Below are 26,419 nucleotides of genomic sequence, written 5' to 3' on the forward strand. Positions count from 1 at the left end.
CGTTAGCTTCGGATGCGGCGCCGGATCTCTCCTCCCCCGTCAGCGGGTGCCCGTCTCCACGGCACCCACAGCGGCTTCCTTACGCACGCTGGGGCCCGGGCAGCCAACGCCTCCTAGAACGGGACCTACGCATGGCCGACGATCAGCACTACGACGTCATCGTCATCGGTACGGGAGCCGGCGGCGGCACGCTCGCCCACCGACTGGCCCCCACCGGCAGGCGGATCCTGATCCTGGAGCGCGGCGACTACCTGCCGCGGGAGCGGGACAACTGGGACTCCACCGCCGTCTTCGTCAAGGGCAAGTACCGTGCCCCCGAGTTCTGGTACGACAAGGACGGCAACGAGTTCCCCCCGGAAGTGAACTACTACGTCGGGGGGAACACCAAGTTCTACGGGGCGGCACTGTTCCGGCTCCGGCCCGAGGACTTCGGCGAGCTTCGCCACCACGACGGCATCTCACCGGCCTGGCCGATCCGCTACGAGGACCTGGAGCCGTACTACACGCAGGCCGAGCAGCTCTACCTGGTGCACGGACGGCATGGCGAGGATCCCACCGAGGGCCCGGCCAGTGGCCCGTATCCGCACCCTCCGGTGGAGCACGAGCCGCGCATCCAGCAACTGAGCGACGACCTGGAGAAGAAGGGCCTACACCCCTTCCACCTGCCCATCGGCGTGAACTTCACTCAGGACGAGAACGGCCGGGCCACCCATTCCAGTGTCTGCATCCGTTGCGACCGGGTCGACGGCTTCCCCTGCCTGATGGGCGCCAAGTCCGATGCACAGGTGATCTGCGTCGATCCGGCGCTGAAGCACGACAACGTCACGATGGTGACGGGCGCCAACGTGCGGCGCCTGGAAACCGACCCGACCGGACGCTCCGTCACCGGGGTCGTGGCCGAACTCGGGGACGGAACCACCCAGGGGTTCAGCGCCGACATCGTGGTGGTCGCCTGCGGGGCAGTCAACTCGGCCGCTCTCCTGCTCCGCTCGGCGAACGACAAGCACCCCGGTGGCCTGGCCAACAGCTCGGACGTGGTGGGACGCCACTACATGCGTCACAACAACCTGGCGCTGATGGCGGTGTCGAAGGAACCGAACCCCACCAGGTTCCAGAAGACCCTGGCGCTGCACGACTGGTATCTGGGCGCGGACGACTGGGACTTCCCCCTCGGCGGCATCCAGATGCTGGGCAAGTCGGACGCCGACCAGATCCATGGCGAGGCGCCGCGCTGGGCCGGCGCGGTATCCCCGGACATGCCGTTCGAGGTGCTCGCGCATCATGCCGTGGACTTCTGGCTGTGCGGAGAGGATCTCCCGCTGCCCGAGAGCCGCGTCACCCTCGACGAGAACGGCGACATCCACCTCGCTCTCGACGAGAAGAACAACATCGCCGGGCTCAAGCGCCTCCAGCACAAGTTGCAGGGGATGCTTGGGCACCTGGGCATGCACGAGCACCATCTGCTGTCGCACAGCATCTATCTGCACAAGGGCATGCCCATCGGGGCCACCGCGCACCAGGCGGGCACGATCCGGTTCGGCACCGACCCCAGCAACTCGGCCCTGGACGTCGACTGCAAGGCCCACGACCTCGACAACCTCTACGTCGTGGACACGAGCTTCTTCCCCAGTATCGGCGCGGTGAACCCGTCCCTGACCGCGATCGCCAACGCCCTGCGGGTCGGCGACCACATCGCCGCGCGGCTGCGCTGAAGGTTGCAACACGCGGCGATGGAGCCGGCGGCGGGTGGCACGTCCACCCGCCGCCGGCTCCGTCCTGTCCTGAACCGGACGGTTCCGCTACTGGTTGTCCCCGGGTGTTCCGGCGGCCCCGGTGTCCGCGTCGGTGAGCGGCTCCAGGTCACCGAGTGTGTCGAGCCGGTAGAGCAGCACCAGCGCCGGGCCGACGAGAACGATCGCGATGACCGTGACGATCGCGAGCCAGCGCAGGGTGTGGGCGGCTCCGGCAGCCTCGGCCACCGTCAGCGAGGTGGGCAGCATGTAGGGCCGCTGTGCGAAGCCCCAGGCGCCGACGGTCAGGGCGACGCTCGCCACCGACGTCCAGCGGGACCAGCTGTAGGACCGGCGCAGCAGAAGCAGCACAGTGGCCAGACCGCAGGCTGCGGCCAGGATGATCAGCAGCAGGCCCAGGCCACCGGTGAGCCCCTCCCAGACGTGCCGGGCATCGTCGTGGGTGACGGGCAGGGCGATGAGCGCGAGGACGACGACCGCGGCGAAAGCGCACAGCGCCCGCAGGCGGAAGTAGTCGACGAGGTCATCGGCGTCGAACCGTCGAGCGTCGGAGCAGAGGAACACCGCCCCGAGGAAGGCGGTGGCGGCAATCGCCAGCAGGCCCGTGAGGACGGAGGTCGGGTTGGCCCAGGCGTCCGCGGAGGCGGTCGTCCCGACCGCAACCCGACCGGCGGCGATGCCGCCGAGCACCGCCCCGAGGAAGAAGGGCGTGAGCAGGGATGAGATGGCGAACGCTGCCCCGTAGATACGCCGTTGGGCAAGTCGCCGGGTCGGCTTGCGCAGGGCGAATCCGGCGCCGCGGAGCACCAGGCCGACGGCGGCCAGAGCGAGCGGCAGCCACATGGCCTCGAAGACGGCCTGGAACATCGTCGGGAACCCGGTCCACATGACGACGAAGACGAAGATCAACCAGACGTTGTTGACCTCCCAGACCGGCGCCATGGCGTGGTCGATCAGCCAGCGGGCCCGCTTGCCCCGCTCCGCTCCTCCGGCCAGGAGGTCCCAGAAGCCCGCGCCGTAGTCCGTACCCCCGGCACACGCGTAGGCGGCGATCGCGATCACCAGGACCCAGGCGATGACCTCGGCCATCGTCACTCACCCCCGGGGTTACGGTCGGAGGTACCACCGGGCGCGCCGGCGGCGGCTGTGGGCTCGGGATCGCTTCTGGGTCCGTAGGGGGTGTCGGTCTCAGGGGGCAGTGCGGCGCGCGCGTCGGCCGAGCCCTCGTCGGCGATGCGCCAGCTCGTTCGCATTTTCAGGACGACCGCCAGAAACGCGCCGAAGACGGCCACGTACACGACGATGACGAGGCCGAGCATCGTCCACAGTGAACTGGCCTGGGTGTCGGTCACCGCCTCGGAGACCCGCATCTGGTTGTAGACGATCCAGGGCTGGCGGCCCACTTCCGTCGTGATCCAGCCGCACTCCACGGTGAGCAGGCATGCGGCTCCGGCGAGGGCGGCGCAGCGGAAGAACCAGCGGCTGCGGGGAAGTTCGCGGTGTCGCAGCCAGCACCATCCGTACCACAGCACGAGCAGGATCAGCAGGCTGCCGATGGTGACCATGATGTCGAAGGCCCAGTGGGCGATGGTGGCCTGGACGGCGGTGGGCCGATCGGACGCCGGCACCGAAGTCAGCCCGGTCACCTGGGTGCTCGGCTTGAAGCCGGCGAGGATCGAGTCCAGTTGGGGAATCTTGAGTCCACCGGAGATCGTCCCGTCGCTGTTCAGCCGTCCGAACATGTACTCCGGCACATGGGTGTCGGTCTTCCAGACGATCTCCATGGCTGCGAACTTGATCGGTTGCTTGTGGAAGACGGCGCGAGCGGCGGAGTCACCGATCACGAACTGAACCGGGGTGAGGATCGCGGCAACGGTGAACGGCAGCGTGAAGCCGAGCCGGTGGTACCGGTCACGGCGCCCACGCAGCCAACCGACCGCGTACACCCCGGCCACCACGAATCCGGCAGTCATGAACATCGCGACCACGAAGTGCCAGTACTCCGGGCCGAACATCGGTGTGAAAATCGCCTTCCGCACGTCGACGTCGACGGGATTGCCCTGGGCGTCGAGGCTGAACCCCTGCGGCGTGTTCATCCACGAGTTGGCGGCGATGATGCCGAACGCCCCCATCAAGGCGGCCAGCGGCAGCGGTACTCCCAGCCAGAAGTGCGTCCAGGGCTTCAGACGGCGCCATCCGTAGAGGTAGATCGCGATCAGCACGGCTTCGAGGAAGAAGGCCCAGGCCTCGACGCCGAAACCGAGTCCGAAGACGTCACCCCAGCGCCCCATCATGCCGGGCCACAGCAGTCCGAGCTCGAACGACAACACCGTGCCGGTGACGACGCCGATGGCGAATTGAACGGCCATCACCGCCGACCAGCGCCGGGCGAGCTTGAGGGCGACGGGGTCGTTGCGGCGCAGCCCCCGGTGATGCATCAACAACGTGATGAACGGCAGCGCCACTCCGAAGGGGACCAGCAGGATGTGCATGCCCAGAGTGAAGGCCATCAGCTGACGAGCCGGCAGGAGTTGGGGCGGGGCGTCCGCCAGAAGGGCCAATGTGCTGAGCATGTGCGCCTCGATGGTCTGCCCCGCGGGGCGCGGGGGCTGAGGAACGACGGGGGGCGAAAGAGGGCAGCGTGGCACCGTGGTTCACGGAGGCGGCGGGGGTGTCTTCTGCCCGAACCCCGGGCCGGCCGGTGCGTGGGCGTCGGACATCGTGAAGGCCCGCTCCCGTCGCGAGCTGGTGGCGAAGGCGACAAACCAGCTGAGCACCGCTCCCAGCCTGCTCCGGAATCCGGTGAGGAAGGCCAGATCGGATGAAGAGCCAGGCCAGCCAGCCGATCCCGCCCGAAAGGTGCAGCGGGCCGGCCTTGACGACGGCCCGGCCGCGCGAGATGTAGGCGGCGCTGCCGAGGTCCCGGTACTCGAAGGGCTTCGGCTGTTTCGTCCTGCCCTCCACCGCGTGGCGCACGACCCTGCCCGCGTATGCGCCCGACTGCATGGCGACCTCGGCCAGGCCCGGCAGCCGGTTCAGGCTCGTCACGTCGCCCGTGACGCGGATCTCCGGATGACCGGGGAGGGTGAGGTCGGGTTCGACGGCGATGCGTCCGGCCCGGTCCTGGGTAGCGCCGGTTGCCCGGGCCGGCGCGGCCGCGAGGGGCGGTGCCTCGACGCCCGCTGTCCACAGCACGGTGCGTGCCTCGAACCGGGTCGTCGCGCCGTCATGGTCTTGTACCGTCAGGCCATGGGCGTCGATGTCGGTGACCATCGTGCCCAGAAGAAGCTCCACACCGAGGCTTTTCAGGGTTCGGGCCGCACAGTGGGCCAGTGGGGGGCCGCACGCGCCCAGCACCGCGTCGGATCCCTCGAAGAGCAGCACCCGGGCCTGGGCTGAATCAATCTTCTGGAACTGCCGGTCGAGCGTGTGGCCGGCGATCTCCCGGATCTGTCCCGCGAGTTCGACACCGGTCGCCCCGCCGCCGACGAGCGCGAAGGTGAGCCACTGCTGCCGTTCCCGGTCGTCTGCGGCCGTTTCGGCCATCTCGAAGGCCCGGTAGATCCGTCGGCGGATGTCCAGCGCGTCGTTCAGGGTCTTCATGCCGGGGGCGTGCGCGGCGAAGTCGTCGTGCCCGAAGTGGGACTGACGCATGCCGACCGCGACGATCAGATCGTCGTAGGGAAGTTGAAGAACTCCGCCCTCAAGTCGCCGGGGGTGGACCATCCGGGCTTTGACGTCCACGTCTGTGGCTTCTGCGAGCAGGCAGCTCACGTTGTGGTGGCGTCGTAGGACCGCGCGGAGCGGTTGCGCGATCTGTCCCTCGGACAGAATTCCGGAGGCGCACTGGTAGAGCAGCGGTTGGAAGAGGTGGTGGGCGCGGCGGTCGACCACGGTTACCGCGACCGGTGATCGCCGCAGGGCACGGGCCGCGAACAGCCCGGCGAACCCCCCACCGAGAATCACCACCCGGCGGGGCGTGACGTGATCCTGCATCGGAGGTCAGCCTCCGGTGGCGAAGCCAGGGAAGAGCGTCATTCCGCCGTCGACGTAGAGCGTGCTGCCGACGACGTAGTCGAGCAGGTCGGATGCCATGGCCACGACGGCGTTGGCGATGTCGTCCGGGTCGCCCACGCGGCGGTACGGGATGAGGCGCAGCAGGTCGGCTTCGGCTTCGGGGGTGGACCATGCGTCACGGTTGATCGGTGTGCGGATGGCGCCGGGTGCGACCGCGTTGACCCTGATCCGCTTGGGGGCCAGCTCCTGGGCGAGGGTCTGCATCATCATGCCCACACCACCCTTGGAGGAGGCGTAGTTCACATGCCCCGACCACGGGACGATCTGGTGGACAGAGCTCATACAGATGATCTTCCCGGCCGACCGGGACACCTCCGGCACCACACCGCGCCGCACGAACTCCTTGGCGGCCTCCCTAGCGCAGAGGAACTGGCCGGTCAGGTTGACGTCGATGACCTTCTGCCACTGGGCGAGCGTCATCTCCGTCACCGGCGCGTCCCGCTGCAGGCCCGCGTTGGCCACCATGATGTCGATCGTGCCGAACTCCTCGACCATCCGCGCGACCATGGCAACCACCTGGTCCTCGTCGGACACGTCGGCCTCGTGGGCGTAGGCGCGGACGCCGAAGTCCTTGATCTGCGCCACGACCTTCTCGGCCTCGTCCGCGCCAACGACGTAGTTCACCACGACGTCCGCTCCCGCGCGGCCCAAGGCAACGGCCGTCGCCAGGCCGATACCCGAGTTGGCGCCCGTCACCAGGGCCTTCTGGCCCCTGAGAAGCTGCGCGGACATCGCCCCGCGGTTCTCGTCGACACTTCCTGCCACCACGATCTCTCCTTCGGCGTTTCGGACGGCACGCCCGCCGGGGACGGGCGACGCGCATGAGGAAGGCCGGGGGTCGGTCGGCCCGCCGGAACGGGCGTAGGAGCCGTCGCATGCCGCACCCCGACGAAAGCACCCGGTGTCGCGGCGGGGCGGACCGGCGCGCCACGCACCCCTGTCTCGACCAGCCATGCCACTCGGTCGGGCTACGCCCGAACGTGCGGCACGTTCCGCAGCTTCTGGTTGCCCTGCGACGCGGTGGAGGTGCAAGGTCGTGATTGCGAGCATGCCTTCGTCAAGAACTGGGCGTGCTTCGTCGGGCTTCCGTCCGTCACCTGGCCTAACCGCTCGTCTGGACAGGCGAGCCCTCCGAGCACTGGAAGTCCACGCGGCGAGAAGCTGGAGCCCGTCGTGGTCTGGACGCCTGAGCCGAACAGGCCAGTTCCTCGAATCGTCCGCGAGGACCGCCTCTCCTCCAACCGACACACGTTCCTCACCCGAGGCTCGCGCCGCGGCAGGATGTGCGCGCCGCCGTGGACGGAGGCCTCCGGCCTCGGCATCCCGCCACGTCGACCAGGCTGGTCAGTTCGGCGGCTTCGGCCCCGTTGCGGACGGTGCCGTCCTGTTCGAGGGCGGGGTGCCGGACCTGGTCGGGAAGCTGCCGGATGGCTCGCCGGACCGACCCGGTGATGTGGCAGCCGACGGAGAAGGACGTGTGAGCGTCGCGTGAGCGCATGGCACGGAGGTGAGCGAGGAAGGTTTTCGCGGATCCGGCGCTGTCGGCGCGCACCAGGTTCTCGGTGCCGTGGCGGTGGGCGTCGGGGATCTGGGCCATGGCCGCATCCAGGACGGCGATGTGGTCGGTGGCGATGTTGACGCCGGCGTTGCCCGGTCGCAGCACCTCGGCCAGGGCTTCGCCGGTTCTGCCGAGGAGGCGCAGCGGTGGGCCATAGCCGAAGCCGCCCCTGTAGGTAGGGGCGGCCTGCTGCTTTTCGGGGTGGCAGGTGATCAAGGTGGCGTCGATGTCCAGGACCAGTCCGGGCAGGTCGCGCCCGCCGGAGCGGGCGGCGGGTATGCCCTGGTGTGTCTCGCCGGCTTGCAGCCAGGCCACCTCGCGGGCGGTGGTGGGGCCCGGCGCACGGCGCAAAGCGTGGCCACATCGATGTCGGCCAGCAGCCGCCAGGCGGTGGGTGAACGCGACCGGGCGCATGTCGGGCTGGTCGCGCAGCAGCGCCAGGTCGGCGACCGCATCACCGCCGTCGGCAAGCATCACCGCCAAGTCTGCGGCGACCCAGCCCGGGTTCGTGTCCGGTGCCGCGCGGCCGCAGCCTGCGCAGAACGTCACCGAAGGCACTGGTCAGCCCCGTGGCATCGGCCAGATCGGCCAGCAGACGAGACCCTGCATCGGATACCACCCCGTGCCCGTCGGCGGAGACAAGGAACCGGGGACGTAACCCGGTAGTGTGCACGCAGCAGGTGCTTTCCCGCTGGGCTGAGGCCTTCCACAAGCCTCGTCTTCCCAGTACAGAAGGCACTTTCGCGTTCCCCGGCCATGACGTCACGCAACCGCACGTGGGACAAGCTGGCTAACGCTTCGTGCTGGAGGGCTCGCCGAGAGCGGCGCGCACCCAATCGTGAGCACTACCGGGATCCAGAGCGGCGAGAAACCCTGTGAGTGAGCCGTCCCAGCCGTGCCTGGCACGGTCGGCTGCTACTGCTGCGACGTCCATCTGCCGCATGTCCGGGTCCGTGCAACGAACCAACGCGATAGCCGCATGCGGGCCGGCTTCCACGAGGATCCCGGGGACCCGCTGCGTATCCGACCCGACGTGCCTTGACGCACTTCAATGGCGTGGGCCTCGCCTTTTGCCCCTTTCCGCATCGAGATCAGTCCCATCAGCCCGACCGTCCAGGCGAGGGAAAAGGAGATCAGCGAGTACGCGATGCCATCGGCCGTCAGCACGCGAGACTGTGTCAGTTTCAGTGACCTGTCGGTGGCCTCCTGCTCCATACCAACACGCACCGAGCGATGGCGCAGCCGTAAAGTTGCAGCAACAGTATTGCCCCCATTGAACCCGCTTAGACCTTTGACCTGCATTGATGGCCAACTCGCGCTGAAGACGCCCTGAGCGAGCGGGGGTGCGACAGGGGGCGGTGGTGTGTCAGTAGCCGGTACCGCGCTTGACCTGGGCCCGCTCGATCCCATGAGTCGCACCCTTGCCGTCCAAAGTGCGACAGGCGTCGAGAATGTCATGGCTCAGGCGGTCAATCTGCTCGCGGCTCAGGGTCTCCTTGACCAGGGCACGCATGATCTTCACGCGCTCCGCGTTGGGCGGAAGGGTGTACGCCGGTACCATCCAGCCGCGCTCGGCCGAGAGCTGCCAGGCAACGTCGGACTCGTCGTAGGCATGCTTGCCAGCGAGGCGGAAAGCGACCAACGGCAACTGCTCAAGGTCGCCGCCGATCACTTCGAAACGGCCGCTGCTACGCAGGTTGTCCGCCAATACATGGGCGTTGTCCTGCATCACCTTCATGACGTAGGTGTAGCCCTGTCGACCGAGACGCACGAAGTTGTAGTACTGCGCGAGCACCATCGACGCACCGGTGGAAAAGTTCAGCGTGAACGTCGCGTCGGTCTTGCCCAAATAGTTCTCGTAGAACACGAGGTTCTTGGCCAGGTCGGACTCCTCACGGAAGACCAGCCAGCCGATGCCGGGGTAGACCAGTCCGTACTTGTGTCCCGAGACATTGATCGAACGAACCTGCTCGAGCCGGAAGTCCCATTTCGAGTCCGGGTAGAGGAAGGGCCACACGAATGCGCCGCTGGCACCGTCGACGTGGATCGGGATGTCGAGGTCCCGCTCTTTACGGACGTCTCGCAGGAGTTTGTCGATCCCGACGACGTCGTCCTTGTGCCCGGTGAATGTGGTGCCGAGGACGGCGACGACGCCGATCGTGTTCTCGTCGAGATGGGGCTCCACGTCCTCCGGGCCGATCGTGTACTTGCCCTCCGCAAGCGGCACGATCCGCGGCTCGACGTCGAAGTAGCGGCAGAACTTCTCCCACACGACGTGGACGTCACCGCCGAAAATCAGGTTGGGCCGATCGATCGACAGCTTGGCCGCCTGACGGCGCTCGCGCCACTTCCACTTCAGCGACAGCGCGCCAAGCATGATCGCCTCGGACGAGCCCTGGGTCCGACATCCGGTCGTCCTGCCGGGGGCATGGAAGAGGTCGGCGAGCATGCGCACGCAACGCTGCTCGATCTCGGCGGAAATGGGGTACTCCGCGTGGTCAATAAAATTGCGGTGGAGGTTCTCGGCAATGAGCCGTTGCGCCTCAGGCTCCATCCAAGTAGTGACAAAGGTAGCCAAGTTGCGTTGCGGGTCGCCCTCCATGGCGAGATCCACATCCACAAGCCTCATTGCGTCCGTCGCGGTCATGCCTTCCTCGGGGAAAGTCTCCGAGGGGGCAGGCTCGGTCAAGAATCGATTACCGAACAGGGCCGCATCGTCGCGCTTAGTCATGCGGCGATTCAAGCAGTGCCGGAGCTGGCCTCCGAGAGGGACACGCCGAGGCACAATTGCAAGGTTTCGATCATGGACGTGGCAGCCTGTCACCTCGCACTGCGGCACCGAAGATCCGGAAGTTCACGGCATGTAGTCGCGCCAGGTACTGCCCCCCGCTGACGGGGCCTACGCCCTTAGAGCTCGTAACACGATCTTGCTGAAACGTCCTGGCTGGCCGTGACCGGTGAGACGATTTGGCCGTTCGTGATGGTGTGAGTACTCGGCCGTGGATCGTGGACGACGACTTGTGGGCACTGATCGAGCCGTTGCTACCACCCTGGCCGGAGCGGTCGCCGGGACCGAGACCAGTGTCGGACCGGCTCTGCCTCCAGGGCATCTTGTTCGTCCTCCACAACGACATAGCCTGGCAGCTCCTGCCGCTGGAGCTAGGGTTCGGCTCGGGACAGACGTGCTGGCGGCGTTTGGACCGCTGGCAGAAGGCCGGGGTCTTCGACCAGCTCCACCGGGTCCTGCTCGCGAAGCTGAACGCGGCCGGTGAACTCGACTGGTCACGGGCCTGCGTGGATGGTTCCCACATCCGCGCGAAAAAGGGGCGCCGGCACCGGCCCGTCGCCGGTCGACCGGCGGAAGACAGGCAGCAAACACCACCTGATCTGCGACGGACGCGGCACCCCGCTCAAAGTCATCACCACCGCGGCGAACGTCAACGACATCACCCAGACCTTTAATCTGGTCGACGGCATCCCGTCCGTCGCTGGCCGGCCCGGCCGACCGCGACGGCGCCCCGAGGCCGTCCTGGGCGACAAGGCGTACGACTCGAAGGCCGTACGCCGGGAACTGCGGCGCCGCAGGATCCTGCCGGTCATCTCCCTCAAGGGAGCCCCGAACATCAAGGGCCTTGGCAAGCTCCGCTACGTCATCGAGCAGACCTTCGCCCTGCTCCACCAGTTCAAACGTCTCGCCGTCCGATGGGAACGACGCCTCGAACTCCACGACACCTTGGTCTCATTGGGCTGCAGCCTCATCTGCTGGAGGCGCCTCAAGAAGATCGAATCGTGACTGTTGCTGCAATTCTAGGAGTTACGACTCACCATTGAGTTGGCGTATGACGCGAGATCGTGGACCCAAACCTGCAGACGCCGTCTCCTGAGCATGTCCAAGAGAGGAAGGGTGTGTCGGTAGGTCGCTGACCAGGTGATGTTGATGCCGCCATGGGGGGCTCGGGCCAGGTCCACAGAGCCTCGATGAGATGTGAACAGCCCTGCGGCTTGTTCGTAGCTGAACCGCTGGTCGGGAACCATCTCGACGACGCGCTCGCAGCAGCACGTACGTCCAGTGCGGGAACGGATGGTGCGCAGGTCACCCACGCGTGCCGGTCGGTCGACTCCCGCAGGCACATCCCACTCGACGTCAGCGTAGGGGGACCACAACGGCCAGGATTCTGCATCCAGGAGCGCCGCGTAGACGATGGCGGCAGACGCCGATGAGTGCGAAGAAGCAGTAACAGCGAGGGACGTCACCCCAGCAAGGGTAGACCGCGTCTCACCATCGTGTTACGAGCTCTTAACCCCTGAGGGCATTCCACCAGCCCCAAGTCTCCCTCCTCGACACCATCGCACGTCGGCTAAACCATGGCGCAGCTGTTCCTCGCCCCAGCCACGACGGCCTGCGACCGCTCGCGTCGTGGGCCGCCACCCACCAGGCTCCACAGCCGACGATGTGACGCAGCAAAGCCGGCACGGCCGTACGCAGTCCTCCGGGTGACCCCGACGAGACCAGGCGTGGAGCGGGGCGGAGTCGATGGAGGCCTGACAGCACGCGGTCGCCGTCGGAGGCCGGGTATCGCAGCAAGGTACGCCGTCGGCGGGCGCGGCGCCACGTGGAGTGCCGGGCGCAGGCCCGTGAACGCCTCCTCTCCCTCTCCTCCCTCGAAGCGGTGGGGCCTGTAGGTGCCGGAGCCGCGGCGTTCACGGTCGGGGTGGGACGCCGAATCGATTGAAGGAGACCGAAGGCACGTGATCGGCAGGCCGCGGCGCTTCGCTGCCTGACGCCGGCCGACAGGACTCCCGAAGCGGTCGGTGTCACGTCGGCTGCAACGCTGCTGGCAGACCGTTCAACCGCAGGCGGGTGGCGCCGCGCAGGTGGGGGAGGTCGTGCTCCGGCCGTGCGGACGAGGCCAGAAAGGCCGCTTGCTCGGTCCAACGTAGGTGGGTGCCGCCGTCCACCGGTTGCAGTTCGACAGTCACCAGCGAGGCCCACCGCACGATGTCGTCCACGCGGGACGTGTACGTGTAGACGATTCTCCAGGCCGGCACGATGTCGAGGTACCGGGAAGCGTATGCGAGTCGTTCCGGCTCGGAGCCCGCGATCGTGAAGACACTCGACGCGGTCTCACCTCCGTTCACTGTGAAGTCGTGGTCGTAGGAAACCTGGCGGCCTGGCAACGCGAACCATCGGTGCCGCGCCGGAGTGTCGGCGAAAGCCCCGAAAACCGTACCGGGGGCTGCGGCCAGGTGCCGCTCCACTGTGAAGGTGTCGTGCCGTACCTTCGGGATCGCGCCATCGACGGTCCCGTCAACGGTCGAAGCCGGTGCAACGGGTTCAAGGGTCATGTTTCCCTCACAGACATGGAGGCGGGACAGGGGAATGTCCTTGGTTACTATCCGTATGTAACGGGGGCGCGGGCACTGCGATCAAGACCTCGCCCTCACGCACTTCGAAGTCAGCTACGCACTCGAAGGGAACGGACCCATGGGATCCACGCCAGGTGCGCAAGCGGAGGCCGCGGGCCTGAGCCCCGAGTGCGTGTCGACCATCGAGCTCGTACGTGATGTGCTTGCCCGTGTCGGGGACAAGTGGACCGTCCTGGTCATCACCAACCTCGCCGACGGGCCGCTGCGCTTCACGACGCTCCACGGTCGGATCGCCGGGGTGTCCCAGCGCATGCTGAGCCAGACGCTGCGACTGCTGACCCGTGACGGCCTGGTGCTGCGGACGGCCTACGCCGAAGTACCGCCTCGGGTCGAGTACGAGCTCACGCCCTTGGGCCGGTCACTGAGCGACGCCATCACACACGTCGTGCACTGGGTGCAGGACCACCAGGCCGAGATCGTCCGGAACCGCGACGTGTTCGACCTGGGCGATTCCGCGGCACGGTGAAGCGGCGGGCCGGCGGGCGCCCCGTTGCTCAGCCACCCCACCAAGGCCCGCACCGCACAGGCCTCCGTCGAGATCAGGGGGCAACGGGCCCTTGAGGAACCGAAGGCCGGCTTGCTCGTCACCACGCCAGGACCGTGCTCCCCCGTCGAGTGGCGCCCGCCCCACAGCGGAAGCGGCAAGCGTTCTACGGGGGCGGTCGGTACGGCTACGGGAGCGCCGGGGTCGTAGATCCGCCACGCGCCCGCGTCGGTGGCCTCCAGCCGAAAGGCGGCCCGAGGCGGCCGTGCTCGGCCGCGAGCGATCTGCCTCGTAGCCATCGCGCCGAAGGCTTCCGCGACCGCCTCGCCCGCGAGTACGGCGTCGAGCGACTGGGGCACGGCCGAGGCATGTCCGGCGTCGTCTCGTGGACGATGAGCGCTCACTGAAGGGCCGCCGGCATCGCCGTCGGTATCTGAGGCCGCCGGGCGCGGCGCCATGCCGACCACAGGCGGCACCGGTCAGGCCCTTCGCGGAAGTCAGTGCAACTCCGGGCCGGGATGAGCGTGAGCGGCAGCCCAAATGCAGCTGGACATGCGACTTCCGCAGGGCCGGACCTCCCTGCACCGCTGCATCAACTTCCTTTTCCCGTAGGGGCCTTGCGCCCTGCGTGACGACAGTCCTACTGTCATACCAGCTGGTCTGTTAGGAACCTTTCCTAATACCTCAGTCAAGGGGCCGCCCGTGTACAACATCACGCTGGGGCCCCGCCGCACCGTTGCCCCCTCTGCACCTCCCTCCAGGCCTGCTCCCTGAACAGAAAGGGCACAGTCATGCGAAGAAATACCTTGCTCTGGCAGGCGATCGCCGCGACCACCCTCGCCGGCGGTCTGGCTGCCGGCTTCATCGGGCTCACACCCGCGTCCGCCGCCGGACCGAACCTCGCCCTCGGCAAGACCGTCACGGCCTCCTCCATGGAGGGCACCGGTCTCGAGCCCGCCAAGGCCGTCGACGGCTCCACCTCCACGCGTTGGGCGAGCGTCGAGGGCGTAGACAACCAGTGGATCCGGATCGACCTGGGTTCGGTGACCGACGTCGGCCGAGTCACGCTCAAGTGGGAGGCGGCGTACGCGAAGTCCTACCGTGTCGAGTTGTCCGACGACGGCTCCACCTGGCGACAGGTCTACAGCACCACCACCGGCGACGGCGCCACCGACGACTTCGCCGTCAGCGGCTCCGGACGCTACCTGCGCGTCTACGGCACACAGCGCGGCACCGCGTACGGCTACTCCCTCTACGAGATCGGGGTCTATGGCGGTTCGACCACGAGTCCCAGCCCCACCACGTCCTCGCCGTCCACCACAGTGCCCCTGGACGACCCATCCAAGAAGGAGATCGCCATGAAGCTGGTGTCCTCCTTCGAGAACTCCTCCCTGGACTGGCGTGCGCAGTTCGCCTATATCGAGGACATCGATGACGGCCGTGGCTACACCGCGGGCATCATCGGCTTCTGCTCCGGCACCGGCGACATGCTCGACCTCGTCGAGCGCTACACCCAGAAGAAGCCCAGCAACCCGCTGGCCCCCTATCTGCCGGCGCTGCGCAAGGTCAACGGCACTGATTCGCACGATGGGTTGGGCACGTCGTTCGAGAACGCATGGCGCACCGCCGCCCAGGACGCCGTCTTCCGCCAGACCCAGGAGGAGGAGCGCGACCGTGTCTACTTCAATCCGGCCGTCGGCCAGGCCAAGACGGACGGCCTGAAGACGCTCGGCCAGTTCGCCTACTACGACGCCGCTGTCATGCACGGCGAGGACGGCTTCCGCGCCATCCGCTCGCGAGCCGTCTCCCGGGCAAAGCTGCCGTCCCAGGGCGGCAACGAGGTCACGTTCCTGAACGCCTTCCTCGACGAGCGCGAGGCGGAGATGCGCAAGGAGGAGGCGCACAGCGACACCACACGGGTCAGCACCGCGCAGCGCAGGTTCCTCAACGAGGGCAACATCTCCCTCAACACCCCGCTGTACTGGAGCGTCTACGGGGAGTCCTTCTCCATCACCGCATGACGGCGACGCGCCACTGCTTGTCCGCCCGGGGCACCCTCCGCCACCCCCGGGGCGCTCACGGCCGCCCGGCGGCCCGGCCCGCACAACCCGGCACACCGGGGACCTGCGGCAGGCACGCCGCCGCGGCGGCCGCCGGACGGCGCACCGCGCTCCAGTGCCCGGGTACCAGGGTCAGGAGGCGTCCAATCCGCGCCGCGTGGCTGTGGGGGCCGCGAACGGCGACTGGCCGTCTCAGCTGATCCAAGTGGGGGAGTCCATCCCCCACGTCGAGGAGACCCCGGAGACCGCCGCCCAGCACGTCGGCGGGGGTGCTCGTGGCCGGCGCAGAGCTCAGCCGACGGATCCTGGGGCTCGATCCGGAGCTGATCCGCAGGCTCCTTCCGGAAGGCACGCACAGCTCCCTCGGCTGCCCGCTCTACCGAGGCGGCCGGTTCTTCGGGTACGCCGCGGTGTACCGCGCCCAAACCCGCCGCGCCCTTCGATGAGACCGACGTCAAGCTGATGCACGATCTGTGCGCCCGCACCTCAACTGCGCTCGGCAACGCCTCCCGCTTCGCCCACGAGCATCAGACAGCCGTGGTCCTCCAGCGATCTGGTGCGGCGGATGCAATGGGAGGCGACCGAGCCCGACAGTGTGGGCGGCTCCTGCCTGTTCGCCGTCTACGACCCGGTCAGCCGTACGTGCCACATGGCCTCCGCCGGCCACCCACCGCCCGCCGTGGTGTCCCCCGAGGGAGAGGTCGGCTTCATCCCCGTCACGCCAGGACCTCTGCTCGGGGTCGGTGACAATCCCTTCGAGGTCATGAGTCTGACGTTGCCGCCAGGCAGCACTCTTGCGCTATACACGGACGGCCTGCTCGGGCGGGACATCGTAGGCGGGTCAGACCATCTGAAGGCTCTCCTGGCCGAACTCTCCCCCGTCGAAGGCCCCCTGGAGACACTGGGAAGCGCGCTGAACGCACAGACTCCGCACGCGGAGCACCCGACCGACGACATCACACTCCTGCTCGCCCGCACCCACGCGGTGGCCGAGGAGTCCACCGCGACCTGGGAGTACCCGGCGGACCCCGCCGCGGTGCAGGACGCGCGCGCCCATGTGAACGCCCAGCTGGAGGCATGGGGTCTGGACGAGTTCAGCACCGAGCTCATCGTGAGCGAACTCGTCACCAACGCCATTCGCCATGCCGGAGGCCCCGTGACCCTGCGGCTGATCCGCGACCGCGTGCTCGACTGCGAGGTATCAGACCCGAGCAGCACACAGCCGCGACTGCGCCGCGCACTCACCACCGACGAAGGGGGGCGAGGTCTCTTCCTCGTCGCCCAGTTGACCACCCGCTGGGGCAGCCGCTACACGGAGCGCGGCAAGACGATCTGGACCGAACAGGCACTCGCTGGATGAGACTGGCTGGGCCCCGGGTGTCCGGGAAGGGGCAGGTCAGGACCGCGCGGCTCATGGGCGTGGGAGCGAGGTCGCCTTCGGCGTCGGCCTGGGCGGAGCAGGGCGGTGAAGCCCGCCGACATCCTGCGGGGACGGCTGCCTTTGTCCTCCGGGGCCCTTGGCGAACGGCGGGTGGGGCGTGAAGCCTTCAGCTCCGTAGCGGCGGTCGCTGTCGGCTCAATCGAGGGTGGCGAGATGGTCGGCGTCGCCGCCGCGCCACTCGATGAGGAAGATGGTCGCGTCGTCGCTGGTGACGCCGCCTCGTTCCTGCTTCAAGGTGTGGGAGAGCGCGCGCACCACCGACCGCACCGCCGTGTGGTCACGGACGACTCGGTTGGTGCACTCGATGAGTTGCTCCTCACCGAACTGTTCCCCACCGGCTTGATGCTCTTCGATCAGGCCGTCGGTGAAACACAGCAGCCGGTCCCCGGGCCGCAGCGTCCGTTCGCTGACCACCGGCTCCTCACCGCCGAAGCCGACCGGCAAGGTGGTCGGGCTCTCCAGCCGGTCCACCACGGCGCGGCCGCGGATCAGCAGCGGTGCCGGGTGGCCGGCATTGACCCACTGCAGCAGGCCCGTGGCGACGTTCAGGCACATCATCTGCGCGGTGACGAAGTGATCGTGGCCGAACTGCTCGTTGATGGCCCTGTCCATGAACGCGTACACCTGGGACAGACCGGTGTCGGCCCGTCGCGTGTGGCGGTAGGCGCCGATGGCCACCGTCGCCATGGTCGCCGCGTCCAGGCCGTGGCCCATCGCGTCGATCACGGCCACATGAAGGATGTCGCCGTTGAGGGCGTAGTCGAAGCTGTCGCCGGCCACGGTGTACGCGGGCTCCAGGATTCCGGCCACCTCGACCTGCGGAACGGTCATCGACAGCGGAGGCAGCAACGACCACTGGATCTCCGCGGCCACGCTCATGGGGGCACGGCGTCGGGCCCGGAAGAACAGGTCGGTGTAGGCGTCCTTGGTCACGATCATGTCCGCTACCAGCCCGGCGAGTCTGCGCAGCAACCGCCGGTCGTCGTCATCGACGCTGTCCAGCGTGACGGCCATCGCCCCGACCTGGTCACTGCCGTCCAGCAGCGGCAGGTACATCCGCACGGTGCCGTCCTGCGGGACCTCTACCGTGCTGCGGCTCAGGAACGCCTCCCCGGCGGGCGACCCCTCGACCGGTTCGGGCTCCCCGATCATCAACCCCCGGCCCGGCAGCGGCACCAGCAGCATCTGTTCGTAGTCCTGCAAGAGGATCGAGACGTCCCGGCCGCCGACCCTGGCCACTTCTTCCGCGACGAGCGGGGCGATCAACTGCGGCGGCATCTCGTGAGACCGGTCCAGCAGCAGACCCAGCAACCGCTCACCAAACCCCTCCGACCGGTCCACCCCGAACCTGCCCGGCTTTCGCCCGCCTTCGGACATCGCTGCTTGCGTCCCTTCATACCGCTGCATGGGAATTCAGTGGACGGTCGGTTGTGTGGACCCGGTACGAAGCGCAGCACCCGGGATGACGATCCGCTCGATATATCGTTCGCTCGCCCCATCCGCAAGGCTCCCGACACCGGCAGTGGTCAACCCGCACAGCCTGACACCGCCAACCGGCCCAACGCCCGATTACGCCATGGGCGGCATGTCACACCCAGTCAGAACAGCCGGCATACATGCGCGCCTGCTCAAGCAAGTCCTCCTCCCACAACTGGCCAACCCGGCGTGACCGACCACAGAAGTTGAGCCAGGACCGTGCTCAGGTTCTGGTCCACTTTCTACGAAGGCTCACGGGAGTGATGTCGGTGGGGTGTGGTGGTAAGGCCGGACTCTACCGTTGGCCTGCTGGGATGCCCGTGTATCCGCCTCTGACCCGCGCCCTGGCCGAGGCTTTGGGCGGTGCCCTGTGGTTCATCGAGGGCAGCGAAGACGAGCAAATGGACTCGGACGATGCCGCCGTACAGCAACTGGGTGTCGGTCGTGATGAGTTCGGGCCTTCCGGCGATCTCGGCGTTGAACCGCTCGGCCGTACGGTCGTCCAGGGGCAGCACGTTGTAGCGGGTGGCCTCGATCAGCCAGAGCCGCTGCAACTCATGCAATTTGTCCGGCATTTCAGCGGCCAGGTCGTGGGCCTGGGTCGGGTCGGTGGAGCCGTCGTACAGCTCCCACACATCGTCATCGAAGGCCACCGTCTGCCCGCCGATCACCCACGGTGTGCGGTGCTTGGTCACGGCGGACCAGCCCTTGTGGTAGATGCCGCGGTTGCCGAGCATCTCGAAGTACTGCTGGTCGTGGCGCTCGGGGGCGTCGGCGCCGTCGAAGGTGTAGAGCATCGAGGTGCCCTCCATCGGCGACTGCTGTACGCCGTTGACCATGGTCGGCTCGGGAATTCCGGCAGCTTCGAGGATCGTCGGGCCTACGTCGATGACATGGCAGAACTGGCTTCGGACCTCCCCGGCGGACCGGATCCGGCTCGGCCAGTGGACGATGGTGCCGTTGCGGGTGCCACCCCAGTGCGAGGCGACCTGCTTGGTCCACTGGTACGGGGTGTCCATGGCGTGCGCCCAGCCGACCGCATAGTGGTTGAACGCCTCCGGAGTGCCGAACTTGTCGATGCGGGAGGCCATGAACTCCGGTGTCTCGATCGAGGCCATGCCGTTGAAAGTGAGCAGCTCGTTGAAGCTGCCGTGCAGACCGCCCTCGGCGGAGGCGCCGTTGTCCCCGGTGATCACGTACACAAGGGTCTCTTCGAGGATGCCCAGCTCCTCCAGCGCCGCCAGCAGCCGGCCGAGGTGATGGTCGGTGTGCTCGAGCATGCCGGCGTAGACCTCCATCTGCCGGGCGAGCACGGGCTTCAGCGCGGGCTCGATCTCGTCCCAGGCGGGGATCTCCGCATGACGCGTAGTCAACTCGGCGTCTTGTGCTACGACTCCGAGTTCCTTCTGTCTTGCGAGGTCTCCTCACGGATCGCGTCCCAGCCCTGGTCGAAGCGGCCCCGGTAGCGGTCGGACCACTCCACGGGCACATGGTGCGGTGCGTGTGTGGCGCCGGGCACGAAGTAGCAGAAGAACGGCCTGTCGGGCATGAGTGTCTTCTGCTGGCGCACCCAGGCGACGGCCTGGTCGGCGAGGTCCTCGGTGAGGTGGTAACCCTCCTCGGGGGTCTTCGGCGGATCGATCGGGCTCGTCCCGTCGTACAGTGCCGGGTCGTACTGGTTGGTCTCGCCGCCGACGAATCCGTAGAAGTGCTCGAATCCGCCGCCGCCGGTCGGCCATGCGTCGAAGGGACCGGCCGGGCTGGTCTGCCATACCGGCACCTCGTGGCACTTGCCGAACTGCGCCGTGGAGTAGCCGTTGAGCCTGAGGATCTCGGCGACCGGCGCCTTCGTGTTGGGTCTGATCGAGTTGTACCCGGGGGCCGAGGTGGCGATCTCGGTGATGCCACCCATGCCCACGGAGTGGTGGTTCCGTCCGGTCAGGAGTGCCTGGCGGGTCGGCGAGCACAGCGCGGTGGTGTGAAAGCGGGTGAAGCGCAGGCCGCCCTCGGCCAGGCGCTCGAAGGCCGGGGTCCGGCAGGGCCCGCCGAAGACACTGGGTGCCCCGTAGCCGACATCATCGAGCATGATGTTCGGCGCGCCGTCCGGAGGCAGCAACGGCCGGATGGGCGCGAACGACGTGTCCGGGTCCTTGGCGTCGTACGTGATCGGCCCCGGGCGAGTCACGTCAGGGATCGGCAGAATCTGGCGATGGATCTCGGACATGGGGCGTGCCTTCCGTCCAGGTCGCTCCGGTAGGGCCACGCTTTCCCCTGCCCCTACTGTGCGTGTGGCGCACATGTCGGAACACACACGCAACACCGCCGAGGGGGCACTGGTACACCCCGCGCCCAGGCCCCTCGGGCCCAGACCGCCACCCCGAGGGACGCCAGCCGCGTGCCGAGTCCCACAGTCACATGATCGCGCGCCCTGTCGTTGATCGCATGCCGCTGACCGCGCTGCGGCAGGCCCCGGTGGCTGAGGATGGGCCACACGCCCACCCATGGGGAACTCTTCCGTGCGGAGGTCCTCCAACACGGTCCGGAGGGTGTGACGGCGGCCCGTGCGGGTGGCGTCCCCTTGGCGATCCGGAATCAGCAGGCCGGCGCCATCTTTCGCCGGGACGCCAAGCCGAGGCCGAGGTCACGTGGACGTAGCGGACGGAGACCCGACCGCCCTCCGTCCCGAACACCCCGGGGTTTTGGGCAGTGACCAACGGTCGAGCAGGTTCGTGCACTGGAAGGGCAGCATCGCCCCGGCGGTGATGGTGCCGGAAGACATGCGGATTCTCGGCGAGCTGTGCGGCTTCTCCCTGGCCCGAGCGCACGCCCGTCGGTTGACCGGATCGCCGTCGCGGCCTACCTGGGCGCCGGCAACTCCTTCGACCAGGCGTTGACCGACCTCGCGGAGAACTACGCGGACCAGAACGAGCCACAGCCAAACGAGGCCCTGGTCGAGGCGGTCGGCTCCGGTCGGCTCGTCGCGGAAGCCGCATGAACGAGATCTGCCTGGAAAGAGCCTGACAGTCAGTCGGGCGCCCGTGAACCAGGAAGCGCTCGTCGGGTACTGCTCCAGGACATCGACGATCGTGCGGCCGATCCGCCGGCACCTCCCGCGCGAAGATCCCGACTCGCAGGGTTGCCCGCGGCGACTCCACCCCAGCCGAGCCGAACAGGCCCACCACGATCACCGCCACGCCCCAGGCCGGGCCAACCAGCCAACAGACTGAGTCCACGGACACGCCGGGGTGGTTCAGCGTGCCACCCGCGTGGAAGCCGAGTCCAGGGGATCCGGCTGCATGACACCTGCCCGCGGGCGCTGCACAGGGGTATCACCGGTACACGCTCCGTGGCGGTCCGCCCCCTGGTCGCCCCGCCACAGACGTCTCCGGCAGCGGAGACCTTGACAGACTCGCCGTGTCGGGCGCCCCGACACGGTCAGGCGTACCAGTCGGCCTCCGTCAGCCGCGCCCGCCGGGGCACGTCCCGGGCGGGCATGGGCTTACGTTCGCCACCCGCCAGCAGGGTGCTTGCCGGATCGCCACCGAGAGCGCCCGGGAGCGTCACCTCGACCTCGATGCCGCGAGGCGGGTCGGTGGGCAGGAACGTGGTCATCACCGTCGTCTGGGCGTGGTGGCCATGGACGCGGGTGGCAGCGACCTGCTTCCCGTCCACGAGGAGCTCCAGCTCCCGCGTCCCGCCCATCCTCAGGCCCACGGTGACCGAGCAGCCGGCGTGCTCGCAATGAAAGTGATACTCGCGGCTCATGATTGCCTCCCTGAAGCGCCCGGCGACAAGGCCTCATTCCTCCATCGTGGCACCGGGTGATGGCTGCGCCAGCCCTGGATCTCGCTCCTGCGGTCGTCATCGAGATCCTCACCCTCTACGCCACCTCTCCCAACCGACCGCACCACCGTCGCCGAGCGCAGGAGGGCACTGGCGTCGTCCCTCTCGACTCCTGATCGGACCAACAGGCGTGACGCAGTCTCGCCCTCCGGCGCCTGGCCGACATCGCCCTGCGCGCGCAGTCCCCCGCCGTGAACGACGGCGCCGGAACTGCGTGTGGTGGGACAGCTGCCGGGCTGAGAGGACTTCCTTCACACAGGCGTCGACGACGTCATCGGCTCCGCTCTCGGCTCCCCCATGGTTCTACTCGGCTCCGGAAACTGCGCCAGGACCTGAGGAACCAGGCACGACCTGTACTCGACCGGCGCCTGACCTGGGTCGAAGGGGAAGTGGTCGCCGGCTTGCCACCGAGCCTCACCGAGGACTGGTAAGGCGCCCGAGCGCGCCGCCACGCACAATCGGAACAGGGCAAAGCGCGGCCCAACCGGGGTGACCTGGAAAGAAGCCACGGCTCATGTCCGAGATCCGCAGGATGCACCTCACTCGCACCTCAATGATAGGCAGGCAGAACCACCTCCCTCTGGGCATCCTCATCGCCTCGCCAATTGCGCGTTGTACCGGTGGCGCGGGATTGCGCCCGCAGGGCTGCCGTGATCGCCGGCCTTCTGCGCCGGCCCTTCCACCGCTTCGGTGCCACCGTGCTCATCACTGTCGACATCTTCAACAATGTGAGCCCTCAGTGATGGGCCGGGCAGAGACACTGGCACGTCCGAACGTGAGGTCTCAGAGCTGCCGGCTCCCATAGGGCCCTCGACCTCGAACGGATGCTCATCGAGAGAACGGAACGCATACATGACGTCACCAGACAGCGACGAACTGGGACCGGTCGACTACGTCGTTGTCGAGTTCCCGCCGGCCACCTCACACTTCACCGGCGAGATGGCTGAAGAGCTCGACAAGCTGGTCACCTCGGGGACCATCCGGGTCCTGGACCTGATCATCCTGACAAAGGGGGCAGACGGCGAGATCGACGTGATGGAGGTCGATACCCCAGACGGCGTCGGCGAACTGCGCGCCGCGGAGGCGCAGCTGGCCGGCCTGCTCGCGGAAGAGGACGTGGTCAACCTGGCCACAGCCATGGAGCCCGGCACGACAGCCGGAGTGCTGGTCTGGGAGAACGTGTGGGCGGGGCCCTTTGCCTCCGCCGCCCGCCGCGCGGGAGGCCAGCTCATCGCTAACGGACGCATTCCGATCCAGGCCATCCTGGCCTCGATCGAAGCCGACGAAGAAGGAGAATGAGATGCCTCTCGGACCCATGCGCAGAGGACGACGCGGGGTCATCGACCGCCCCGTCGTTCGCACAGCGGCTGTCGTGGGCACCGCAGCTGTCGTCGCCCACGGGGTCGGTCGCCGCAGTGACCGCCGCGAGGACCGCCGCGATGACCGTGAAGACCGCCGGGACGACCGCAGGGACCGGCGCTGATCCGAGCCTGTGGACGCGGTCGCAACCCCGGCGAACGCCCACTCAACGCAACAGGCACACCAGGTTCCAGCCGGTGGACTCCTCGCCCGTGGGGGACACGGACAGGCTCTTGAATCCGGAGCGAGGGATGCCGGCCTCCTGGCGGTCCGGCGAGGTGGCGAACCCCTTGAAGTACGCGTCGGCGACGTACGTCGTACTGAACTCTCGCGTGCCCAGGTCGAACTCGTAGGCGTCGAGGTCGGTCACGATGAGCAGCTTGCGTTCCCCCGGCACGGGGTGAGGTCGTGGAGGCCTTCCTTCCACATCGGGTACTCAGCCTTCAGCTGCCACGACTCCCGCATCGTGTAGTCGCGGTCCTTGCTGTAGGACAGCGGCTCAGCGGCATCGTCCTGGTACTGCAAGCCCACCCGCCCGTGGACCTTCCCTAAGGTTTCCGGCCACACGTCGGCCCCCGCAGCCCACAGCATGCGCTCGGACTCGTCCCACAACAGGGCGTGCCCGGAGCGCAGTCCCGGCAGTTTCTGGATGGGGTGTTCGGCGATCCGGCCGCTGGTGTCGTAGCCCCATACGCTGTTGCTCTGGTACCGGAGACTGGTCACGAGAGCGCCACCACAAGCGGACGGACCGGTCGGCCGGACAGAACTCAGGCACAGGCCCCATCGGGTGAGCCGCCCGACGAGGATCTCGGCCAGCCTGAATGACAGTCACTCCATCGCCGCACAAAGGCGGTGAGCCCGCCCGGTGTAGCGCCCGCCACGTGGTACCACGTCAGGAAGACGCCGGTGAATCGCCGCGATCCCGACGAATGTCGAGCCAAGGAGCTGATGCGCGTGTCGGCCGACAGTCCCGCCGGAGCACCGGGCAAGCCGCCGCCGGATCCCTTCGCCCTGGTCAGGACCCGCGGATACGTCGGGCTTCTCGTCATGGCGGCGGCGCTCGGAGTGCCGATCTCCGCAGCCGCGTACGGCTTCCTCGCTCTGGTCAACGAGCTCCAGCCGTGGACCTACACCGACCTGCCCAAGGCGCTGGGCTTCCGGGCAACCCCTCCCTGGTGGCCCCTGCCGCTGCTGGGTGTCGCAGGCCTCCTGGTCGGAGCGACCATCCGATTCCTTCCGGGAACCGGCGGCCACAAACCCGCCGAGGGGCTGTCGACGACCGGCGCGCCGAAGCCGCGCGACCTGCCAGGCATCTTCGTCGCCGCCGTGGCCACGCTGGCCCTCGGTGCCGTCCTCGGTCCCGAGGCACCGCTCATCGCCCTCGGCAGCGGCACGGCCATCTGGCTCGTACGCCTGCTCAAACCGGACCTGCCAGAGCGGGCCGGGGCCGTGGTCGGCGCCGCTGGAAGCTTCGCCGCGGTCAGCACCCTGCTCGGGTCACCCCTCACCGGGGCGTTCCTCCTCATGGAGGCCTCGGGAATCGGCGGGCCGATGCTCGGGGTCGTACTGGTACCGGGCCTGCTCGCCGCCGGTATCGGCTCGCTCGTCTTCGTCGGCCTGGACAGCTGGACCGGTCTCGGCACGTACTCCTTGGCGCTTCCGGAGGTCCCGCACGCCGACACGCCCGATGTCGCCGAGTTCGGCTGGGCACTCGTCATCGGACTGGTGGCGGCCCTCGTCGGCACGGGCATCCGGCGGCTCGCCCTCCTGGCGCAGCCCCATGTCGAGCGGCGCAGGGTACCCGCCACCGTCCTGATGGGCCTGGTGGTCGCAGGGCTCGCCATCGCCTTCGCCGAAGGCACGGGGAAAGCCGCGACCGAGGTGCTGTACTCGGGTCAGGCCGCCCTGGGCTCGCTGCTCGTGAACAGCGCCGAATACTCCGTCGGTACGTTGACCCTGCTTGTCGCGTGCAAGGGGCTGGCATACGGCGCCTCGCTGAGCGCGTTCAGGGGAGGCCCGATCTTCCCGGCGATGTTCCTGGGGGCGACGGGCGGGATCGCGCTGTCCCACCTTCCGGGGCTGGAGCTCACGCCCGCGTTCGCGATGGGGATCGGCGCCATGTCGGTCACCATGCTCGGGCTCCCGCTGACCTCGGTGCTGTTGGCCACCCTGCTGCTGGGATCGCAGGGCCTCACCGTCATGCCGCTCGTCATCGTCACCGTCGTCGTCGCCTATGTCGTGTCAAAACGACTCAACCCGCCACCGACCGAGGCACAGGCTCCCGCACGCGAAGGAAATACGACACGGTGACGTACCGTCAGACATGCCGAGGAGCCGTGCGCGCACAGGACTTCCCGGGGGATTGAGGCAAATCCACAGCGCGTACTCGACGTGACTTCCTGGCACCAACGCACCAGACGCCGGAAGTCGAAAGGCGGCTTCGCAAAGAGGTTGTCCGCCTGAAGGAAGATCTCAAGGACTTGCGGGCTGCCGAGGCCGAGTCCCGGTATCGAACGGAGCAGATGGCCCTCGCGGCGGCCGTCCTCATCCTCCGGAGACCCGACAGCCAGGACCGACCCGCCCCCGGCAACGTCATCCCATACCGCCCGTCCGGCGATGGGAGAAAGCAGGCCGTCACGCGGCGACGCCGAGCCCTTGCGGGTCCGGTGGACGCACTCGCGGACGGCGGGCTCGCGCCGCCAGAGGGCGAGGGCGGCATTGAACTCGCGGACGCAGCCCTCGGCCCGGATCGATTGGACGCGGGCGAGGATGCCGATGGACTCGTTGCCGAGCTCAAGGCCGTCGTCGAGGCCAAGCGCCGTGATTTTCGAGTCGGCTTGGGACCTCTGGCCTCCGCTTCTGCTAGTGACCGCTCCTCGTCCAACTCATTGAGCAGCGCGTCGAGTGCCGGATCTCGCGGATTCATCAGGTGGTGTGGTTTAT

The 26,419-nt window shown here is 68.0% G+C and carries 21 protein-coding genes and 1 pseudogene; 8 read left to right on the plus strand and 14 right to left on the minus strand.

Translation table 11 applies throughout. The features are described 5' to 3' along the window. The first annotated feature begins 131 nt into the window (after window positions 1-131). Window positions 132-1,712 (plus strand): GMC family oxidoreductase, encoded by a 1,581-nt coding sequence (locus V4Y03_RS00715; RefSeq protein ID WP_332433517.1) that lies wholly within the window; start codon window positions 132-134, stop codon window positions 1,710-1,712. Window positions 1,713-1,799: 87 nt separating this feature from the next. Here V4Y03_RS00715 and V4Y03_RS00720 read toward each other — a convergent pair whose 3' ends face one another. The 6 genes and pseudogenes from V4Y03_RS00720 to V4Y03_RS00745 form a co-directional block, all read right to left on the minus strand. Further along, complete coding sequence (locus tag V4Y03_RS00720; RefSeq protein WP_317872856.1) at window positions 1,800-2,840, minus strand: cytochrome d ubiquinol oxidase subunit II; 1,041 nt, start codon at window positions 2,838-2,840, stop codon at window positions 1,800-1,802. Window positions 2,841-2,842: 2 nt separating this feature from the next. Continuing rightward, the gene (locus V4Y03_RS00725) at window positions 2,843-4,324 is read right to left on the minus strand and encodes a cytochrome ubiquinol oxidase subunit I (RefSeq protein ID WP_317872855.1); all 1,482 of its coding nucleotides are present in this window, start codon (window positions 4,322-4,324) and stop codon (window positions 2,843-2,845) included. Window positions 4,325-4,805: 481 nt separating this feature from the next. Continuing rightward, window positions 4,806-5,747 (minus strand): annotated as a pseudogene (locus tag V4Y03_RS00730) (NAD(P)/FAD-dependent oxidoreductase); the annotation flags it as partial. A 6-nt stretch (window positions 5,748-5,753) separates the two neighbouring features. Then, window positions 5,754-6,560, minus strand: coding sequence for an SDR family oxidoreductase (locus tag V4Y03_RS00735; protein ID WP_332437078.1), 807 nt, complete (start codon window positions 6,558-6,560; stop codon window positions 5,754-5,756). 523 nt (window positions 6,561-7,083) lie between these two features. Next, window positions 7,084-7,935, minus strand: coding sequence for a transposase (locus V4Y03_RS00740; RefSeq protein ID WP_332433518.1), 852 nt, complete (start codon window positions 7,933-7,935; stop codon window positions 7,084-7,086). Window positions 7,936-8,752: 817 nt separating this feature from the next. Beyond that, window positions 8,753-10,117 (minus strand): glutamate decarboxylase, encoded by a 1,365-nt coding sequence (locus tag V4Y03_RS00745; RefSeq protein ID WP_332433519.1) that lies wholly within the window; start codon window positions 10,115-10,117, stop codon window positions 8,753-8,755. Between the two features lie 272 nt (window positions 10,118-10,389). Here V4Y03_RS00745 and V4Y03_RS00750 point away from each other — a divergent pair. Further along, window positions 10,390-11,179, plus strand: a protein-coding gene (locus V4Y03_RS00750) for an IS5 family transposase (protein ID WP_443079853.1) whose coding sequence is annotated in 2 segments (ribosomal slippage) — window positions 10,390-10,706 and window positions 10,705-11,179 — 792 coding nt in all. Because the reading frame shifts where the segments join, the coding sequence is not laid out codon by codon here. A 14-nt stretch (window positions 11,180-11,193) separates the two neighbouring features. Here V4Y03_RS00750 and V4Y03_RS00755 read toward each other — a convergent pair. Continuing rightward, a complete protein-coding gene (locus V4Y03_RS00755) occupies window positions 11,194-11,640 on the minus strand; it encodes an SRPBCC family protein (RefSeq protein ID WP_317872851.1) in 447 nt (148 codons plus the stop codon). A gap of 561 nt (window positions 11,641-12,201) precedes the next feature. Continuing rightward, window positions 12,202-12,732 (minus strand): SRPBCC domain-containing protein, encoded by a 531-nt coding sequence (locus V4Y03_RS00760; RefSeq protein ID WP_332433521.1) that lies wholly within the window; start codon window positions 12,730-12,732, stop codon window positions 12,202-12,204. Window positions 12,733-12,871: 139 nt separating this feature from the next. Between V4Y03_RS00760 and V4Y03_RS00765 the strand changes: the two genes are divergently transcribed. From V4Y03_RS00765 to V4Y03_RS00780, 3 genes are all read left to right on the plus strand, one after another. After that, window positions 12,872-13,279: a winged helix-turn-helix transcriptional regulator gene (locus tag V4Y03_RS00765; RefSeq protein WP_332433522.1), complete on the plus strand. Its 408-nt coding sequence runs from the start codon at window positions 12,872-12,874 to the stop codon at window positions 13,277-13,279. A gap of 809 nt (window positions 13,280-14,088) precedes the next feature. Next, entirely contained in the window at window positions 14,089-15,318 is a 1,230-nt protein-coding gene (locus tag V4Y03_RS33790; protein WP_443079702.1) for a chitosanase, read from the plus strand. Between the two features lie 604 nt (window positions 15,319-15,922). Then, window positions 15,923-16,717, plus strand: a complete 795-nt coding sequence (locus tag V4Y03_RS00780) for an ATP-binding SpoIIE family protein phosphatase (protein ID WP_332433523.1) — start codon at window positions 15,923-15,925, stop codon at window positions 16,715-16,717. A 216-nt stretch (window positions 16,718-16,933) separates the two neighbouring features. Here V4Y03_RS00780 and V4Y03_RS00785 read toward each other — a convergent pair whose 3' ends face one another. The 3 genes from V4Y03_RS00785 to V4Y03_RS00795 all read right to left on the minus strand — a co-directional run bounded on the left by V4Y03_RS00785 (window position 16,934) and on the right by V4Y03_RS00795 (window position 20,498). Beyond that, on the minus strand, window positions 16,934-18,175 hold the full coding sequence (locus tag V4Y03_RS00785; RefSeq protein ID WP_332433524.1) for a PP2C family protein-serine/threonine phosphatase: 1,242 nt from the start codon (window positions 18,173-18,175) through the stop codon (window positions 16,934-16,936). Between the two features lie 341 nt (window positions 18,176-18,516). Next, window positions 18,517-19,647, minus strand: a complete 1,131-nt coding sequence (locus tag V4Y03_RS00790) for a sulfatase-like hydrolase/transferase (protein WP_332433525.1) — start codon at window positions 19,645-19,647, stop codon at window positions 18,517-18,519. Between the two features lie 14 nt (window positions 19,648-19,661). Next, the gene (locus V4Y03_RS00795; RefSeq protein ID WP_332433526.1) at window positions 19,662-20,498 is read right to left on the minus strand and encodes a sulfatase-like hydrolase/transferase; all 837 of its coding nucleotides are present in this window, start codon (window positions 20,496-20,498) and stop codon (window positions 19,662-19,664) included. 573 nt (window positions 20,499-21,071) lie between these two features. Here V4Y03_RS00795 and V4Y03_RS00800 point away from each other — a divergent pair. Further along, window positions 21,072-21,269 (plus strand): hypothetical protein, encoded by a 198-nt coding sequence (locus V4Y03_RS00800; protein WP_443079703.1) that lies wholly within the window; start codon window positions 21,072-21,074, stop codon window positions 21,267-21,269. 440 nt (window positions 21,270-21,709) lie between these two features. On the opposite strand, the gene V4Y03_RS00805 is transcribed toward V4Y03_RS00800, so the two are convergent. Further along, the gene (locus tag V4Y03_RS00805) at window positions 21,710-22,039 is read right to left on the minus strand and encodes a hypothetical protein (RefSeq protein ID WP_332433527.1); all 330 of its coding nucleotides are present in this window, start codon (window positions 22,037-22,039) and stop codon (window positions 21,710-21,712) included. Window positions 22,040-22,969: 930 nt separating this feature from the next. On the opposite strand from V4Y03_RS00805, the gene V4Y03_RS00810 reads away from it, so the two are divergent. Then, window positions 22,970-23,416 carry a DUF6325 family protein gene (locus V4Y03_RS00810; protein ID WP_332433528.1) on the plus strand — a complete coding sequence of 149 codons (447 nt, stop codon included), beginning with the start codon at window positions 22,970-22,972 and terminating at the stop codon, window positions 23,414-23,416. 226 nt (window positions 23,417-23,642) lie between these two features. Here the strand turns inward: V4Y03_RS00810 and V4Y03_RS00815 are convergent, their stop codons facing one another. Further along, window positions 23,643-23,846 (minus strand): hypothetical protein, encoded by a 204-nt coding sequence (locus V4Y03_RS00815; protein ID WP_332433529.1) that lies wholly within the window; start codon window positions 23,844-23,846, stop codon window positions 23,643-23,645. Further along, window positions 23,843-24,199 (minus strand): hypothetical protein, encoded by a 357-nt coding sequence (locus V4Y03_RS00820; RefSeq protein WP_332433530.1) that lies wholly within the window; start codon window positions 24,197-24,199, stop codon window positions 23,843-23,845. Before V4Y03_RS00820 ends, V4Y03_RS00815 begins: the two co-directional genes overlap by 4 nt. A 288-nt stretch (window positions 24,200-24,487) precedes the next feature. Here V4Y03_RS00820 and V4Y03_RS00825 point away from each other — a divergent pair, with 288 nt between their 5' ends. Beyond that, window positions 24,488-25,786, plus strand: coding sequence for a chloride channel protein (locus tag V4Y03_RS00825; protein WP_443079854.1), 1,299 nt, complete (start codon window positions 24,488-24,490; stop codon window positions 25,784-25,786). Window positions 25,787-26,419 lie beyond the last annotated feature (633 nt).

It is taken from the genome of Streptomyces sp. P9-A4 (assembly GCF_036634195.1).
GTDB lineage: Bacteria > Actinomycetota > Actinomycetes > Streptomycetales > Streptomycetaceae > Streptomyces.

What these genes read in the sequence shown, in the direction of transcription:
- V4Y03_RS00720 (WP_317872856.1), bottom strand. Translation starts at nt 2,840, where the DNA reads ATGGCCGAGGTCATCGCCTGGGTCCTGGTGATCGCGATCGCCGCCTAC.
- V4Y03_RS00725 (WP_317872855.1), bottom strand. Translation starts at nt 4,324, where the DNA reads ATGCTCAGCACATTGGCCCTTCTGGCGGACGCCCCGCCCCAACTCCTG.
- V4Y03_RS00735 (WP_332437078.1), bottom strand. Translation starts at nt 6,560, where the DNA reads ATGTCCGCGCAGCTTCTCAGGGGCCAGAAGGCCCTGGTGACGGGCGCC.
- V4Y03_RS00810 (WP_332433528.1), top strand. Translation starts at nt 22,970, where the DNA reads ATGACGTCACCAGACAGCGACGAACTGGGACCGGTCGACTACGTCGTT.
- V4Y03_RS00805 (WP_332433527.1), bottom strand. Translation starts at nt 22,039, where the DNA reads ATGAGCCGCGAGTATCACTTTCATTGCGAGCACGCCGGCTGCTCGGTC.
- V4Y03_RS00765 (WP_332433522.1), top strand. Translation starts at nt 12,872, where the DNA reads ATGGGATCCACGCCAGGTGCGCAAGCGGAGGCCGCGGGCCTGAGCCCC.
- V4Y03_RS00795 (WP_332433526.1), bottom strand. Translation starts at nt 20,498, where the DNA reads ATGTCCGAGATCCATCGCCAGATTCTGCCGATCCCTGACGTGACTCGC.
- V4Y03_RS00745 (WP_332433519.1), bottom strand. Translation starts at nt 10,117, where the DNA reads ATGACTAAGCGCGACGATGCGGCCCTGTTCGGTAATCGATTCTTGACC.
- V4Y03_RS00785 (WP_332433524.1), bottom strand. Translation starts at nt 18,175, where the DNA reads ATGTCCGAAGGCGGGCGAAAGCCGGGCAGGTTCGGGGTGGACCGGTCG.
- V4Y03_RS00760 (WP_332433521.1), bottom strand. Translation starts at nt 12,732, where the DNA reads ATGACCCTTGAACCCGTTGCACCGGCTTCGACCGTTGACGGGACCGTC.
- V4Y03_RS00715 (WP_332433517.1), top strand. Translation starts at nt 132, where the DNA reads ATGGCCGACGATCAGCACTACGACGTCATCGTCATCGGTACGGGAGCC.
- V4Y03_RS33790 (WP_443079702.1), top strand. Translation starts at nt 14,089, where the DNA reads ATGCGAAGAAATACCTTGCTCTGGCAGGCGATCGCCGCGACCACCCTC.
- V4Y03_RS00780 (WP_332433523.1), top strand. Translation starts at nt 15,923, where the DNA reads ATGCAATGGGAGGCGACCGAGCCCGACAGTGTGGGCGGCTCCTGCCTG.